The organism is Franconibacter pulveris, assembly GCF_056780215.1.
In genome coordinates, this window is the sequence record NZ_CM165555.1 from 149,018 (window position 1) to 164,051 (window position 15,034).

Annotated in this window: 14 protein-coding genes; 11 read left to right on the plus strand and 3 right to left on the minus strand. The window is 56.7% G+C overall.

Annotated elements, in window-relative coordinates:
• Positions 1 to 266: 266 nt before the first annotated feature.
• The 6 genes from ACU4F7_RS00790 (at position 267) to ACU4F7_RS00815 (ending at position 4,197) form a co-directional block, all read left to right on the plus strand.
• The gene (locus tag ACU4F7_RS00790; RefSeq protein WP_029590817.1) at positions 267 to 740 is read left to right on the plus strand and encodes a hypothetical protein; all 474 of its coding nucleotides are present in this window, start codon (positions 267 to 269) and stop codon (positions 738 to 740) included.
• A 140-nt stretch (positions 741 to 880) separates the two neighbouring features.
• On the plus strand, positions 881 to 1,381 hold the full coding sequence (locus ACU4F7_RS00795) for a contact-dependent growth inhibition system immunity protein (RefSeq protein WP_481637848.1): 501 nt from the start codon (positions 881 to 883) through the stop codon (positions 1,379 to 1,381).
• Positions 1,382 to 1,861: 480 nt separating this feature from the next.
• Complete coding sequence (locus ACU4F7_RS00800; RefSeq protein ID WP_481637849.1) at positions 1,862 to 2,290, plus strand: hypothetical protein; 429 nt, start codon at positions 1,862 to 1,864, stop codon at positions 2,288 to 2,290.
• A gap of 98 nt (positions 2,291 to 2,388) precedes the next feature.
• Positions 2,389 to 2,997 (plus strand): hypothetical protein, encoded by a 609-nt coding sequence (locus ACU4F7_RS00805; protein ID WP_481637850.1) that lies wholly within the window; start codon positions 2,389 to 2,391, stop codon positions 2,995 to 2,997.
• A 4-nt stretch (positions 2,998 to 3,001) separates the two neighbouring features.
• Entirely contained in the window at positions 3,002 to 3,388 is a 387-nt protein-coding gene (locus ACU4F7_RS00810) for a CDI toxin immunity protein (protein ID WP_481637851.1), read from the plus strand.
• A 335-nt stretch (positions 3,389 to 3,723) separates the two neighbouring features.
• Positions 3,724 to 4,197, plus strand: coding sequence for a hypothetical protein (locus ACU4F7_RS00815; RefSeq protein ID WP_481637852.1), 474 nt, complete (start codon positions 3,724 to 3,726; stop codon positions 4,195 to 4,197).
• 34 nt (positions 4,198 to 4,231) lie between these two features.
• On the opposite strand, the gene ACU4F7_RS00820 is transcribed toward ACU4F7_RS00815, so the two are convergent.
• A complete protein-coding gene (locus tag ACU4F7_RS00820) occupies positions 4,232 to 4,519 on the minus strand; it encodes an Rdx family protein (protein ID WP_029590812.1) in 288 nt (95 codons plus the stop codon).
• 221 nt (positions 4,520 to 4,740) lie between these two features.
• On the opposite strand from ACU4F7_RS00820, the gene ACU4F7_RS00825 reads away from it, so the two are divergent.
• The 5 genes from ACU4F7_RS00825 (at position 4,741) to ACU4F7_RS00845 (ending at position 10,797) form a co-directional block, all read left to right on the plus strand.
• On the plus strand, positions 4,741 to 7,113 hold the full coding sequence (locus ACU4F7_RS00825) for a TonB-dependent receptor domain-containing protein (protein ID WP_481637853.1): 2,373 nt from the start codon (positions 4,741 to 4,743) through the stop codon (positions 7,111 to 7,113).
• Positions 7,114 to 7,174: 61 nt separating this feature from the next.
• Entirely contained in the window at positions 7,175 to 8,227 is a 1,053-nt protein-coding gene (locus ACU4F7_RS00830) for a hemin-degrading factor (RefSeq protein WP_481637854.1), read from the plus strand.
• A gap of 11 nt (positions 8,228 to 8,238) precedes the next feature.
• Positions 8,239 to 9,039 carry a heme/hemin ABC transporter substrate-binding protein gene (locus ACU4F7_RS00835; protein WP_414842458.1) on the plus strand — a complete coding sequence of 267 codons (801 nt, stop codon included), beginning with the start codon at positions 8,239 to 8,241 and terminating at the stop codon, positions 9,037 to 9,039.
• Entirely contained in the window at positions 9,039 to 10,025 is a 987-nt protein-coding gene (locus tag ACU4F7_RS00840; protein ID WP_481637855.1) for a FecCD family ABC transporter permease, read from the plus strand. The genes ACU4F7_RS00835 and ACU4F7_RS00840 overlap by 1 nt, the downstream gene beginning before the upstream one ends.
• Positions 10,018 to 10,797, plus strand: a complete 780-nt coding sequence (locus ACU4F7_RS00845) for a heme ABC transporter ATP-binding protein (RefSeq protein WP_029590806.1) — start codon at positions 10,018 to 10,020, stop codon at positions 10,795 to 10,797. Before ACU4F7_RS00840 ends, ACU4F7_RS00845 begins: the two co-directional genes overlap by 8 nt.
• Before the next feature lie 71 nt (positions 10,798 to 10,868).
• On the opposite strand, the gene ppc is transcribed toward ACU4F7_RS00845, so the two are convergent.
• Together ppc and argE are read right to left on the minus strand one after the other, a co-directional pair.
• The gene (gene ppc / locus ACU4F7_RS00850; protein WP_481637856.1) at positions 10,869 to 13,520 is read right to left on the minus strand and encodes a phosphoenolpyruvate carboxylase; all 2,652 of its coding nucleotides are present in this window, start codon (positions 13,518 to 13,520) and stop codon (positions 10,869 to 10,871) included.
• 344 nt (positions 13,521 to 13,864) lie between these two features.
• Positions 13,865 to 15,016: an acetylornithine deacetylase gene (argE, locus tag ACU4F7_RS00855; protein WP_481637857.1), complete on the minus strand. Its 1,152-nt coding sequence runs from the start codon at positions 15,014 to 15,016 to the stop codon at positions 13,865 to 13,867.
• Positions 15,017 to 15,034: the final 18 nt, after the last annotated feature.

Below are 15,034 nucleotides of genomic sequence, written 5' to 3' on the forward strand. Positions count from 1 at the left end.
GGCTATGACGGCTAATTACATTCTGGAAGCTGTGAATAATTATCCGGCTGGAGCTACTGTTGCAAATTCCCTAGAGTACATGTAAAAGCTGAGATAACATGCTTATAATTTTGGTTGGCTTGTTGGAGGCGCTACTGTCACTGGGAGTAAAGACGGGATAGGCCTCTCAGTTGGATTCGGACCATCGGTTGGCGTGAGCGGTGAATCTAAATTACCACTTTTGAGTATAGATATAGATGGAGAATCGACCAGGGAGATATAACATCATGATTTCTAATAACTATTTCTTTTATTTTAGTGCTGTTGGGTTGGCTATATCGCTGGCAGCTTTGGCAATTATATTTTTTCTTTTTGTCTATAAAGTTTTGGGTGGCGCTAAACCAGGGAAGGATGTTCTTGTTTTTAGTGACTATCTTTTTTTTGGCAGGAATACTGGATCGAACCTGGCAGCTTTGCTTTTGATTTTTATTTATTGCTTTGGTCTTGCGCTGGAGTTTAGCAGGGCGAACGATCCTATAGCGCTTCTTAATAATATTCCTGGTGTGCTTGCTGTTATTTTATTTATTGTGCACGGGAAGTTCTTTTCTGGGTTGGTTTATAATAGTAATGGTAAAATTCTTTTTATAAAAGAATTTTTCTTGAGAGGAGGACTGTCAAAGTGCCTTCTGTTATTGTGGTTGTCAAGATTGCTCTATGTGGCCTGGTTTGTATTATTAATGCGTAACAAGCTCACTTATTGAAATGTATTTCATTAATGCATAGCCCAGGTCCAACTCCGAAGATCGCTTAAATAAAAGGATGTCTGGGCTATAATGATACAGGCGCAGGGTAATAAATTTGAGTTGAGCAGAAAATATATTAAGCGGCAGTTAAGGAAAAAATGAAATTTAACCAAAACCAGGATTACTGGGCTAATGTCTTTATAACGAATGATTTTTTTTGCATTGATACTTATTCTGGGCTAGGCATGACCGGAAGGGACGCTTTGTTCCCTTCTCGTTTGCTTCCACCAGACGCTGATAATATGCGCATAGGTGACGCTATTTTACAGGCATTGTCGGATAGCAGAAGTCTGGTAGTACGCGAAGAGCGTGCGGCTTTTTTTGATGCCGATAAAGTTAAAGAAAGATATAAAAATTGGACAGCTATGTTGCTAGAGCAGTATCAATATAAGACCAAAAAAACGTTATTTAAAGATATGAAAAAATGCACTGTGCACTGCGTGAACGATACCATTACGATAATCCCAACGCGCCATGAAAAGTTAGAAGCCTGGGGGCGGACTAAAGGCGATGGCATTGAGGATGTTATTCTTTCGACAAACAGTTCGCCTGCTGAAATTGGCGCCGGTTTGCGGCTGGCTTTGAGCCGTTGTAAGTAAGCCGGGCGTGGCGGAAGTCAGCGTGGCGGGTGAGATACAAATCCGCATTGATTATCCAGGCTGTGGGGGAGTTGAAAAATATGGGTAGATTCACTGAAAAATTATTGTCCATTTGCAGTGAAAGCCTGTCTTCACAACGCCCTGAAAGCCACTGTTTAGCGGCCTGACCAGTTATCCGCTCGCATATGACTGGCAAATTGCTTATGGCGCTATTCCGACAGGTTACCGTCTGGCGCCTAAGTTGCCTTTTATCCTGGGCGGAGAATTTAGCGTCGATAACCTTTACGTGGCGGAAAGCGTAGATGCCATGCTTTCCATAGCAGCTATCGCCCCGAAGATAAAAAACATTCCTGATGGCGAACAGGTGCAGCTAAATATAGTATAAGCAGTTTAAGAGGCCAAAACAGATTGTTAACAGCCGGGACGGAGGAATTAAATATTCTGATCCCTGTAACAACGTCAGAGCGTCAGGGAAGGAACATGCTGACAGATGAATTTTTTAGAGATTTCAGATACCGCTCATTCTTTATAGGAAATGAGTTGATTTGTAAGGCACTAGTGCTTTTTTTCCAAACCTCTGTTTCTGGTTGGGCGTCATTAACTATTGGTGAAGGTACTATAACGCTTTCACTTGAAGATTCAGAGCCTCTTCTTCTGGAGCTTGCTGATATTGACGATGAATTTGCTTACCCAGTACAAGCCGCTGATGAATTAGCTCGTTATGTCGGGCAGAAAATAATCGATATTTATGAATATAGAATTAGGGGGATTGAAGACGGGAGTGTAGGTGTCTATTTTGAATGCGAGGAAGGTGGGTTTAGTATTTTAGAAAACGAGGGTTGCTTGTGTATCTCTCATGGGATATGTACAGCCGACGAGGATGTTATTCTGACTAAACTAAAAGGGTAGCATTGATGTTTATATCAAGAAGATAAAACGGATGCGTGGCTTTGTATGTGGCTGGTCGCACTGCGCTTCCTCTAATATTTTTAATAAAGAGAGCAAACATGAGCGTTCTTAAGCCGGACTGGGCGCCAGGATTTGGCGCAATCTACACATGGTTCGCGATGGATCAACCAGGACGAATAGCTTGTATGCTTAACAACTGCTTTGGTGATTTACCTGAGGCCTTGCTACGTATTGATAACGTTGAAGCGCTGCTTGACAGTATGAGCGAGTTCGTCTGGGAAGAGTCTCCTGATTATTCAACTTATCCCGCTGATAAAGGCGGTGATTTTACGGTGGATTTATTTTCTGCATGGCGTTTCAGAGATAATCTCAATAAAGAATATATTATAAATAAATTAAAAAATGAGTGGTCAGAATCAGGAAAATACAGCGATGCTAACCTGGCAATCAATAAAGGGTTATTTATTTACTGGGGAATAGAAGGCTCTTCCCCGGGGCAAGACTATCCTTTTGGATATGAAGGTGAAACGAAAATGGGTGATTATTTCAGGTTTATAGTTCCCACAAAATTTGCTTCGGTTGACGATTTCCCGCCAGCGCTTCGCGGTGGTATCGCTGTATCCAGCACCCTTGATTTCACGGTTGATCGGGTACTGGATAACGATAAAATTAATGATTATTTCCCGGCCGTTTTTTCTCCTGGCTAACCCTATGACACTCTTTGAAGAATGCAAAGCCGCGCTGAAGGCTGACTTCCACATCGTTGAAGGTGAGCAGGAAAAAGTGGCTATCAATATCCTTTCAGGCTACCTTTCCCCACATGGCGGCGTGGCATGGTCTGAAATGGATCATGCCGATCACGAGAGTCTGGATGCGTTCCTTAATTCCGGCCTTCTTAATAATCAGCCGGTTTTCGTGCTGGCGGATGATGCGGACATTCCCGTCTTTAAAACAAATATAAAGCTGATCGCGGAAAATATCGATGACGTGACGGCGTTATGCCCTGTTTTATATATTTTCAATGAAGCGATTATTCTCCAGCCGTTATTTCCGACCGGGAAAATACGCGCAGGAAGTAAATCGTCCCCCCACCGTTAACCTGTAAATAAATATTATCGGGCCAAACTCCGAATTTCCCCGCCTCATCTTGCCTGTACAAATTTACAGCCGTAATCTGCTCCCGCGTCTGCAAAATCAGACGCCGGGATTGGCGTCCTGAAAAATGAATGGAGATACAAGACGCGCTGCGTCTTACGTGTCGTACCCCGTTGCTACCCTTTTTCAGGGTATACTCTCAGCGGCGGCTCGGGCAGGGGAACCGCAAGGTTCGCCAGTATCCATTCAACTGGTACGCCAACCCTGTCCGGGCTGCCACCTGAGTTTGGCGTCTCAGGTGGTCGCGAAAAGCAAATGACTATCGAATGGAAAAAGTCATGACCCAACATATCTTCACCCTGCACGATATCTTCCGCACTACCCCCTGGAACCCGCTGGTCTACGGCGAACTGCGCAGCGAAAAGCGCGACTATGTCGACCTCGCGCAGACCCTTGAAGTGCTCTCTGACCTGCTTATCGACACTAAAAACCGTGCCGAGCGGCCCGTGGTCTGCCGCGCCATCGGGGCGTATCTCCACGCGCTGGAAAAACGGCTACAAGCGCCGCTCTCTCCGGCGCATCAGGAGGCGTTAACCACCGATTCGCTGCCGCCTTTGCCGGATACGCCCTTCGCGCCGGATGAAGATTTGCTGCGCGAATACTGCGCCGCGCTCAATACCCTCCTGCTTGATAACAGGCTGGAAGAGGGCATGGCGAAAACCCTGACGGGGTTGCTGTACGAGCTGCTGGGCTATCTGGTGGAAGCGCTCACCACCCCCTGCTTTTTACGCGATGACGAGCAGGCGCACTAAGCTATAACCCCCGGCAGGGCAGACCTGCCGGAATTCACTCGCCTTTTTTCTCGTTATGCCCGAGCGCTTTTTCCGGAAAGCAGTAATCGCGTACGCGGCGCTTAAGCTCCGCCGCCTCCGGGAAGCCGCCGTCCCGTTTTCTTTCCCAGATAACATTGCCGTCAATGTCGATACGGAAAATGCCGCCGGTGCCTGGCGCCAGCGTCACCGAACCGATGTCCGTGCTGAAGGTATGAAGGATTTCCTGCGCCATCCAGCTGGCGCGCAGCATCCAGTTACACTGGCTGCAGTAGTGGATCGTAATGGCCGGTTTGCTCTGCATAGCGTCTTACCGTCAAGGGGGTGAAGCCACCGATAGTACCCAACATTCTGAGCGGATCGTGAAGAAATTGTGAAGTTATTGCAAATGATAAACACTCTCATTACTATTTGCGAACAGAACGATAAGGACGGTCATGGTTGTCGAACGTGACGACTTAAAACGTCCGTGACCCGGAAGCGAAGTGTGAGCCCATACTAATAATACAAAGGCTTACCAAGACTATGCATGTAACGATATCTTCCCACGGACGGTTCAGGAAGAGCATCCTGGCAACTTCACTGCTCGCAGCAATGTATCAGACCACCGCAGGAGCGGCTGATACGGTATCTAACCCCACTCGTACGACTGAAGCCGCCTCTGACGGCGCTGAAAACATGGTGGTGACCGCGCCTGCGCCGGAACGGAAAGCGGGCAGCACGCACACCCTCAGCGCGCAGGATCTGCAAAACAAAGGGGCCAATAACTTTGGCTCGGTGATGCGCTATGAGCCGCTTATCAGCGCGACGGGCGCGAGCGGCGGCTCCGGCAACGGCAAAAGCGGCTTCGACCGCGGCGGCTACACCGGCTATAACATCCGTGGGCTGGAGAGCAACCGCGTCGGCATCGACGTGGACGGCATTGCGCAGCCCAACGCCACCGGGCGCAGCTACGTCAGCCGCGCCGGGGTGAATACCTTCGGCATCGGCCGCGACTATATCGACCCTTACATGTACGGCAGCATCGATATCCAGTCGGGCGCCACCTCCACCGAAACCGCCAACACCTCTATCGGCGGCAATGTCTCCTTCCAGCCGAAATCGCCGGATGGCTACCTGCGCCCCGGCAAAACCACGTATTTCGGCTACCAGAGCGACTACGACTCTGCCGACCGCAGCCTGCACAACGGCATTACCGCAGCAGGCGGCGATGAAACCCTGCGCGGCATTCTGGTTTACAGCCGTCGCGACGGCCAGCAAACCCGCAACAACAGCGGCACGGTAGACGCTTACCCGGCGAACTGGCACTCCGACGCCATCCTCGCCTCCGGCATCTGGCAGCCGGTTGAGGCGCACAAGCTCACCGGCACCGTGGACTACTACCACAAAACCAATCACACCCATTACGACGCGTGGAACAGCAGCGGCAGCGCCATTCTCGGCGACGCGAACCAGACCAGCCAGACCCGCCGCTGGGGCGTGAGCCTGAAAGATGACTGGACGCCGATGGATAGCTGGCTCGACAGCATGTCCACCAAACTTTACTACCAGCACACCGAAGCGCACGACTGGACTTACATGCCGGACAGCATCACCGCCTCGCTGCAAACGGTCTACTCCAACTTCGACACTGACACCTGGGGCATCCAGAACGCGGTGGTGAAAACCGTTGGCCGCCACGACCTGAGCGTCGGCTTTAACGCCAGTACCACCAAAACCGAGCGCCCGTTCAGCCAGTCGCCGACGCCGAGCGCGTTCAGCGAAATCATGCAGCCGGAAGCGGACAGCCGCAGCTATACGCTGGGCGCTTACGTGCAGGATCAGATGAATTTCGATCTCGCGGATCGTAACTTCGCGATCGTTCCCGGCGTGCGCGTCGTGCATCAATCCGCCAAACCGAAAAACCTTTCCAGTTTGACGACCAACAGCACGGTGCTGGACGAGTCTGAGGTGAGCAACCTTTATGGCGAAAACTCAGACACTCAGTGGCTGCCTTCGCTGACGCTGCAATACGAGCTTACTCCGCGCCTGATGACCTACCTGCAATACAAGCGCGGCGCGCAGTTCCCGAACGCCAGCCAGCTTTACGGCTCCTGGAACCTCGGCTCCAGCTACGCGGGCAGGGCGCAGTACGCGCTTATCGGCAACACCGATCTTAAAACCGAAACCAGCGACAACCTGGAATGGGGCATGAAAGGCGAAGTGGCGCAGGGCGTGACGCTTCGCACCGCGCTCTTCTATAACAGCTACAAAAACTTTATCGCCTATACCCGTTACACCCGCGCGGGCAACCCCGATAAGTTCGCCAACGTGCCGTCCAACATCTACACCACTTATCAGGCGGAAAACCGCGACAAGGCGTACATCTACGGCGGCGAAATCAGCGCGAAGTTTAACGTCGGCAGCTGGTTCGAGCAGGTGGACGGCCTGAGCGCCACGCTGGCGTACGGCTATGCCGAAGGGCAGTCCAAATCGCGCTATATGGGCGACAAGTACATCGACCTCGACAGCGTGGCGCCGATGAAGCTGATTGCCGGCGTCGCCTGGGATGACCCGGCGAAGCGCTACGGCACGGCGCTCACCGCCACCTTCGTGAAGGGCAAGCGTGCAGAGGCGTCCAGCCGCGAAACTTACACCAATAACGGTACGGCCATTACCGATGCCAGCAACAGCTATATGCGCGTGCCGGGCTACGGCATGCTCGACTGGACGGCGTACTGGCAGGTGGCGAAACACGTTCGCCTGAACGGCGGCGTTTATAACATTACCGACCGTAAATACTGGGATTACCTCAGCAGCCGCAACATTGAAGAAGTCACCAACCAGGATGCTTACGATAAAGCGCTGGCGGTAATGCCGGGCCGCACGTGGCAGCTCGGTGTGAACGTTGATTTCTGATAAGGCTTTACCTGCGCCCCGGCGGTCGCCGGGGGTTTTCAGCCAATGAAGGAAGTAAAAGATGAGTGTTTCCTTACAAGAACCGGTTTCCGTCTGGCAAAAGTATCAGGCCTTTAAAACCCAGCACCCGGGCAAGTATGCCCGTGACATCGCCGCTGAGTTTGGCATCAGCGAAGCGGAATTAACCTTCGCCCGCCTCGGGCACGACGCGGTGCGCCTGCATGAAGATGCGCGAGCCATCCTCGCGGCGCTGGAAGCGGTGGGCGACACCAAATGCATCTGCCGCAATGAATATGCGGTGCATGAGCAACTGGGCCGCTTCACCAATCAGCACCTCAGCGGTCACGCCGGGCTGGTGCTCAACCCGCGGGCGCTGGACCTGCGCCTGTTTATGAGCCAGTGGGCCAGCGCCTTTCATGTGCGGGAGCAGAACGAGCGCGGCGAGCGCCAGAGCATTCAGTTTTTCGACCACCAGGGCGACGCTATCCTGAAGGTCTACGCCACGGCGCAAACCGACATGCCTGCGTGGGAAGCGCTGGCGGCCCGCTTTGTGGTGGAAGATGCGCAGCCGCTGTTCATCAAGCCTGCGGAACCGCAAAATTATGCCGACGCCGTGGACGACGCGAAGCTTGAGCAGGAATGGCGGGCGATGACCAATGTCCACCAGTTCTTCGGCATTCTGAAAAAACATCGCCTTTCGCGCCCGCAGGCGTTCCGCCTGGTAAGCGACGAGCTGGCGCGCCGCGTCAGCAATAATGCGCTGGCGCAATTGCTGGAGACTGTGCAGCGGGACGGCAATGAAATCATGATTTTTGTTGGCAACCGCGGCTGCGTGCAGATCTTCACCGGCGCGCTTGAGAAAGTGGCGCCGATGAAAGGCTGGCTCAACGTCTTCAATAAAGCGTTCACGCTGCACCTGCGTGAGGGCGACATTGCGGAAAGCTGGGTCACCCGTAAACCGACCGAGGATGGCCATGTCACCAGCCTCGAACTCTTCGCCGCCGACGGCACGCAAATCGCTCAGCTTTACGGCCAGCGTCTCGAAGGGCGGCCCGAGCAGGCGCAGTGGCGCGCGCAGCTGGAGGCCCTCGCGGCGCAGGGGAGCGCGGCGTGAAAAAGCTCATCATGCTGATAGCGGCGCTGCCGCTGATGGCCGGGGCGGCGTCCCGCGTCGTCACGCTGGGCGGCGACGTGACGGAAATCGCCTGGGCGCTGGGCGCAGGCCCGCAGCTGGTGGCGCGCGACAGCACCAGCAGTTGGCCGCAACAGGCGCAGGCGCTGCCGGACGTCGGCTATCTGCGCCAGCTCAACGCCGAGGGCATCCTCTCGCTGCGCCCCGATCTGGTGTTGAGCAGCGCCCAGGCTGAGCCGTCGCTGGTATTGCAGAAGGTCAGGGATAGCCACGTTAACGTGGTGAAGGTGCCGGAGGGATACACGCTATCGGCGATTGACGAGAAGGTAAGCGTGATTGCCGACGCGCTGGGCAAACCGGCGCAGGGCAAAGCACTGCGCCAGCAGCTGCATGAGCAGCTCGCTTCGCTGCCGACGACGCCGCTGAACAAGCGGGTGCTGTTTATCTTAAGCCACGGCGGCATGGGTTCGATGGCGGCGGGGCAGCAGACGGCGGCGGATGGCGCGATCCGCGCGGCAGGCCTGCAAAACGCCATGCAGGGTTTCAGCCACTACCGGGCGCTGTCGCAGGAAGGTGTGGTAGCAAGCAAGCCGGACCTGGTGGTGATTTCCGCCGACGGAGTCAAAGCGATGGGCGGCGAGGAGAACCTGTGGAAGCTGCCGGGGCTTTCGCAAACGCCTGCCGGGCGTAATAAACAGGTGCTGCTGGTGGATGACATGGCGCTACTGGGTTTTGGCCTGCGCACGCCTGACGCCGTGAAAGCGCTGCGCGAAAAAGCGGAGCAGTTGCCCTGATGAACCGCGTCGTCTCGCGTCGTCTCTGGCTGCTGGCGCTGTTGCTGGCGATATTGACGCTGTTCGCCACCACCTTCGGCGCAATGCGTTTGCCGCTCGCCAGCCTGTGGGCGGACGAGTGGCTTCGCCAGATCTGGCTCACCATCCGGTTGCCTCGCGTGCTGCTGGCGCTGTTGGTGGGCGCGTCGCTGGCGCTCGCCGGATGCGTGATGCAGGGGCTGTTCCGCAATCCGCTGGCGGACCCGGGGCTGCTCGGCATCAGCAGCGGCGCGGCGCTGGCCGTCGCGTTCTGGCTGGTGCTGCCGCTGTCGCTGCCCGTCATCGTTATGCTTTACGCGCCGATGCTGGCGGCGTTTCTCGGCAGCCTCGCGGTGATGGCGGTGATTTTTATGCTGAGCCGCACTGGCGACGGCACGCTCTCAAGGCTATTGCTGGTCGGCATCGCCATTAACGCGCTGTGCGGCGCGGCAATCGGCGTGCTCTCCTGGATAAGCAACGACGCCCAACTGCGCCAGCTTTCGCTATGGGGCATGGGTAGCCTCGGGCAGGCGCAGTGGTCAACGCTGCTGGTCACCGCCACGCTGATGCTGCCTTCCGTCATCGCCGTCTGGCGCGTAAGCGCGCAACTCAACCTGTTGCAGCTTGGCGATGAAGAGGCGCACTACCTGGGCGTGAATGTCCGGGCGCTCCAGCGTTCGCTGCTGCTGTGCAGCGCGCTGCTGGTCGCCTCGTCGGTGGCGGTGAGCGGCGTCATCGGTTTTATCGGCCTTGTGGTGCCGCACCTGATGCGCCTGTGGCTTGGGCCGGATCATCGCGGGCTGGCGCCCGCGTCGCTGCTGGCCGGGGCGATGTTGTTGCTGATTGCCGATACGCTCGCCCGCACGCTGGTGTCTCCTGCCGAAATGCCGGTGGGGCTGCTCACCAGCCTGCTGGGCGCGCCGTGGTTCCTGTGGCTTATTTTTCGCCAGGAGAAAACGCGTGGATAACGCATTAACGGCAAACGCATTGCGCCTGACGGCAGGCGGGCGACGGGTCATCGACGGCGTTTCCCTGACGCTCAGACCGGGCGAAATGGTAGCGCTGATAGGGCCGAACGGTGCGGGCAAGTCCACGCTGCTGCGTTTGCTTTCGGGATTTTTATCGCCGGAGCAAGGTAGCTGCGAACTGAACGGGCAGCCGCTCGGCCAGTGGCCCGCCGGGGCGCTTTCGCGCCAGCGCGCCGTGATGCTGCAACAAACGCAGCTGCGGTTTCACTGGCCGGTGGAAGAGGTGGTCGCCATGGGCCGCGCGCCATGGGGCAAAAGCGCCGAGCGGGAAATTACCCGAAGCGTCATGGCGCTGACCGGCTGCGACGCGCTGTCAGGGCGAAGCTACGCCGCGCTTTCCGGCGGCGAGCAGCAGCGGGTGCAGCTCGCCCGCAGTCTGGCGCAGCTCTGGGTGGACGAGGGGCCGCAGGGCTGGCTGTTTCTTGACGAACCGACCTCAGCGCTGGACCTCTATCATCAGCAACAACTGCTGCGCCTGCTGAAAACGCTGACGCAGCGGGGCAACCTGCACGTCTGCGTGGTGCTGCACGACCTCAACCTGGCGGCGCTCTGGGCGGACCGCATTCTGCTTTTGCATCAGGGCAGGCTGGTGGCGCAGGGCGCGCCGCAGGAGGTGATTCAGACAGAGATCATCACCAAATGGTACAACGCGGAAGTACTGGTAGATAACCACCCCACCGCCGGCGTCCCGCATCTGTTTCTGGTGGGGTGAGGACGGTGTGCATAAATGAAGAATAAAAAAATCCCCGCGTCAGGCGGGGATTTGTTTTTTGACGTCAGCGCTTAACCGGTATTACGCATGCCCGCCGCGACGCCGGCGATGGTGACCATCAGCGCCTGTTCAACGCGCGGGTCAGGCTCCTGGCCCTGTTCTTCCGCCAGGCGTGAACGGTGCAAGAGTTCGGCCTGCAGCACGTTCAGCGGGTCGGTGTAGATATTACGCAGCTGGATAGACTCGGCAATCCATGGCAGGTCCGCCATCAGATGCGAGTCGTTGGCGATATCCAGCACCACTTTGATGTCCGCTTCCAGCAGCTCGCGCAGCTCTTTGCCGAGCGTCCAGAGCTCTTTTTTCACCAGGCGCTGGTCGTAATATTCCGCCAGCCACAGGTCCGCTTTGGAGTAAACCATCTCCAGCATGCCGAGGCGGGTGGAGAAGAACGGCCAGTCGCGGCACATGGTTTCCAGCTCGCTCTGCTTGCCGTCTTCCACCACCTTGCGCAACGCCGCGCCCGCGCCAAGCCAGGCGGGGAGCATCAGGCGGTTCTGCGTCCAGGCGAAGATCCACGGAATGGCGCGCAGCGACTCCACGCCGCCGGTCGGGCGACGCTTCGCCGGGCGGGAGCCGAGCGGCAGCTTGCCGAGCTCCTGTTCCGGCGTGGCGGAGCGGAAGTAAGGCACGAAATCTTTGTTTTCGCGCACATAGCCGCGATACATGTTGCAGGAGATAACCGACAGCTCGTCCATTACCTGGCGCCACGCTTTTTTCGGCTCCGGCGGCGGCAGCAGGTTCGCTTCCAGGATAGCGCTGGTATAGAGCGACAGGCTGCTGATGGTGACTTCCGGCAGGCCGTATTTAAAGCGGATCATCTCGCCCTGTTCGGTGACGCGCAGGCCGCCTTTCAGGCTGCCCGGCGGCTGGGAGAGCAGCGCCGCGTGGGCTGGCGCGCCGCCGCGGCCGATAGAGCCGCCGCGACCGTGGAACAGCGTCAGCGCAATGCCCGCCTTCTCGCAGGTTTTGATCAGCGCGTCCTGCGCCTGGTACTGCGCCCAGGAAGCGGCCATCACGCCCGCGTCTTTCGCGGAGTCGGAATAGCCAATCATCACCATCTGCTTGCCCTGAATAAAGCCGCGATACCAGTCGATGTTCAGAAGCTGGGTCATCACGTCGTTGGCGTTGTTCAGGTCGTCCAGGGTTTCAAACAGCGGCGCGACAGGCAGCGCGAAGCCAATGCCCGCCTCTTTCAGCAGCAGGTGAACCGCCAGCACGTCGGACGGCGTTTTCGCCATCGAGATAACGTAGGCGGCGACGGAGCCGCGCGGCGCTTCGGCAATCACGCGGCAGGTGTCGAGCACTTCACGCGTCTCTTCGCTCGGCTCCCACTGACGCGGCAGCAGCGGACGTTTAGAGTTCAGTTCGCGAATAAGGAACGCCTGCTTGTCGGCTTCGGACCAGCTTTCATAGTCGCCAATGCCGAGGTAGCGGGTCAGTTCACCCAGCGCTTCGGTGTGGCGGGTGCTCTCCTGGCGAATATCGATGCGCACCAGCGGCACGCCGAAACACTTCACGCGGCGCAGCGTGTCGAGCAGTTCGCCGTTGGCGATAATGCCCATGCCGCACGCCACCAGCGACTGGTAGCAGGCGTAAAGCGGATCCCACAGCTGTTCGTTCTGGGTAAGCAGCCCCTGCGGCTTCGGCAGCTTCTGGCCCTTCAGGCGCGCTTCCAGCCAGGCCTGCGTTGCCAGCAATTGCGCGCGTAGCCCTTTCAGCAGATAGCGGTACGGTTCGGTGGCGCCTTCCGTGCCGACCATTTCGCGCAGCTCGTCGGTGCACTCCACCATGGAAAGTTCAGAGATAAGCAGCTGAATATCTTTCAGGAACAGATCGGTCGCTTTCCAGCGGCTCAGCAGCAGCACGTGGCGGGAGATATCGGCGGTGACGTTCGGGTTGCCGTCGCGATCGCCGCCCATCCAGGAGGTAAAACGCACCGGGACAAAATCGACCGGCAGCTTATAACCAAGCTGCGATTCCAGCTGCTCGTTCAGCTCGCGCAGGTAGTTCGGCACCCCTTCCCACAGGCTGTTTTCCACCACCGCGAAGCCCCATTTGGCTTCATCCACCGGGCTTGGACGGTATTTACGAATTTCGTCAGTATGCCAGGACTGAGCCAGCAACTGGCGCAGACGGCGCATAATCTGGTTGCGCTCATAGTCGGCGATGTCTTTATGGTCGAGCTGCTTTAAGCAGTTATTCACTTCGACCATTTTATGAATAAGCGTACGGCGGGTAATCTCGGTCGGGTGGGCGGTGAGCACCAGCTCCAGCGACAGCGATTCCACAGCCTGCTTGATGGCGGCTTCGTTGATGTCCGGTTGGTCTTTGAGTTTACGCAGCGTGCGGGCGATGATTTCCGGATTGCTGGCCGCTTCGCCTTTGGGCGAAATGCTGTGGTACTGTTCGGCGGTGTTGGCCAGATTAAGGAACTGGCTGAACGCGCGGGCGACCGGCAGCAGCTCGTCGTTGGACAGGTTTTGCAGCGTGGTTAACAGTTCCTGGCGGTCGGCTTCATTGCCGGCGCGGGACGATTTCGACAGTTTGCGGATGGTCTCCACCCGGTCCAGGATGTTCTCTCCCAGCGCACCCTTGATGGTATCCCCGAGCAACTTGCCGAGCATACTGACGTTACTTCGCAAAGCGGAATATTGTTCGTTCATTTACCCCAGACACCCCATCTCACCTGTAAAAGTCCTGCATCTTTCAAGCCACAGCGGCGTTGGCTGCTCTCGCCCACCCAGGTCACTTACTTAAGTAAGCTCCCTGGGATACGCTCGCTTGCCGCCTTGCTGCGACTCGAAATCTTTCGGACTAAGCCTCTTCGTTGTCTTTTATAAAGCCACGCCAAACCCCGTTCGTCAATTGCTGCGAAATCGCTTCAGCTGACGAGCAGATCTCCGCAATTTACGAAATTTAATTCACCAGATGGCTAATAAGCGTTTCTTATGGAATTTGCTCGATCGGCAGAATAAAAAGGGGGCGATCGCCCCCTTATGCGCAACTTTTAATGCCAGCAAAAATGATGCACAACCTGCGTAATTAATTCGCGGGTCGGCTTGATAAAGCGCGTTTCCAGAAACTCATCCGGCTGATGCGCCTGGTTAATGGAGCCTGGGCCGAGCACCAGCGTCGGGCAGAGCGTCTGGATAAACGGCGCTTCGGTGCAGTAGTTCACCACGTCGGTTTGCGCGCCGAGCAGCTTTTCCACCACCTGCACCAGTTGATGATCCGGCGGGCATTCGTAGCCCGGGATCGGCGGGTGCAGCTCAGCCACGTTGATGCGTCCCGGCCAGCGCAGGCTCACCGGCTCCAGCGCGTCATTCAGCAGGCCGTTTAAGTCGTCCAGCGTCATGCCAGGCAGCGGGCGGATATCCATATGCAGTTCGCAACAGGCGCAGATGCGGTTAGCCGCGTCGCCGCCGTGAATGTGGCCGAGGTTAAGCGTCGGATAAGGCACGGTGAAGGCGTCGTAGTGATAGCGCGCTTTCAGGTTGTCGCGCAGCGCCATGATGTGCGTAATGGCTTCATGCATCAGCTCAATGGCGTTCACGCCGCGCGCCGGGTCGCTGGAGTGGCCCGACTGGCCCAGCACGCGAATAGCGCTGGAAATGTGGCCTTTATGCGCGCGAACCGGCTGCAGCGACGTGGGTTCGCCGATGATGGCGCAGTCGGGGCGAAGCGCGGTGGTTTCAGAGAAATAGCGTGCGCCTGCCATGGTGGTCTCTTCATCGGCGGTCGCCAGAATATAGAGCGGCTTTTTCAGCTGCGTTACGTCCACATCCCGCAGCGCATCGAGGATGAACGCGAAGAAACCTTTCATGTCGGCGGTGCCAAGGCCGTAAAGCTTATTGTCATGCTCGGTGAGGGTAAACGGGTCGCGCGTCCAGCGTCCGTCATCGAACGGTACGGTATCGGTATGGCCCGCCAGCAACAGGCCGCCCGCGCCGTTTCCGGTGCTGGCGAGCAGGTTGAACTTGTTGCGCGTGCCGGGCACCGGCTGCACTTCCACATTGAACCCCAGTTCGTGAAACCATCCCGCCAGCAGATTGATTAAAGACTCATTGCTCTGATCCAGCGCAGCGTCGGTGGCGCTGATGGACGGCGTGGCGATCAACGCACGGTAAATCTCGATAAATGGCGGTAATTTCGTTTTCACTGTTGACATACCTTAGGT

What these genes read in the sequence shown, in the direction of transcription:
- ACU4F7_RS00790 (WP_029590817.1), top strand. Translation starts at nt 267, where the DNA reads ATGATTTCTAATAACTATTTCTTTTATTTTAGTGCTGTTGGGTTGGCT.
- ACU4F7_RS00795 (WP_481637848.1), top strand. Translation starts at nt 881, where the DNA reads ATGAAATTTAACCAAAACCAGGATTACTGGGCTAATGTCTTTATAACG.
- ACU4F7_RS00800 (WP_481637849.1), top strand. Translation starts at nt 1,862, where the DNA reads ATGCTGACAGATGAATTTTTTAGAGATTTCAGATACCGCTCATTCTTT.
- ACU4F7_RS00805 (WP_481637850.1), top strand. Translation starts at nt 2,389, where the DNA reads ATGAGCGTTCTTAAGCCGGACTGGGCGCCAGGATTTGGCGCAATCTAC.
- ACU4F7_RS00810 (WP_481637851.1), top strand. Translation starts at nt 3,002, where the DNA reads ATGACACTCTTTGAAGAATGCAAAGCCGCGCTGAAGGCTGACTTCCAC.
- ACU4F7_RS00815 (WP_481637852.1), top strand. Translation starts at nt 3,724, where the DNA reads ATGACCCAACATATCTTCACCCTGCACGATATCTTCCGCACTACCCCC.
- ACU4F7_RS00820 (WP_029590812.1), bottom strand. Translation starts at nt 4,519, where the DNA reads ATGCAGAGCAAACCGGCCATTACGATCCACTACTGCAGCCAGTGTAAC.
- ACU4F7_RS00825 (WP_481637853.1), top strand. Translation starts at nt 4,741, where the DNA reads ATGCATGTAACGATATCTTCCCACGGACGGTTCAGGAAGAGCATCCTG.
- ACU4F7_RS00830 (WP_481637854.1), top strand. Translation starts at nt 7,175, where the DNA reads ATGAGTGTTTCCTTACAAGAACCGGTTTCCGTCTGGCAAAAGTATCAG.
- ACU4F7_RS00835 (WP_414842458.1), top strand. Translation starts at nt 8,239, where the DNA reads ATGCTGATAGCGGCGCTGCCGCTGATGGCCGGGGCGGCGTCCCGCGTC.
- ACU4F7_RS00840 (WP_481637855.1), top strand. Translation starts at nt 9,039, where the DNA reads ATGAACCGCGTCGTCTCGCGTCGTCTCTGGCTGCTGGCGCTGTTGCTG.
- ppc (WP_481637856.1), bottom strand. Translation starts at nt 13,520, where the DNA reads ATGAACGAACAATATTCCGCTTTGCGAAGTAACGTCAGTATGCTCGGC.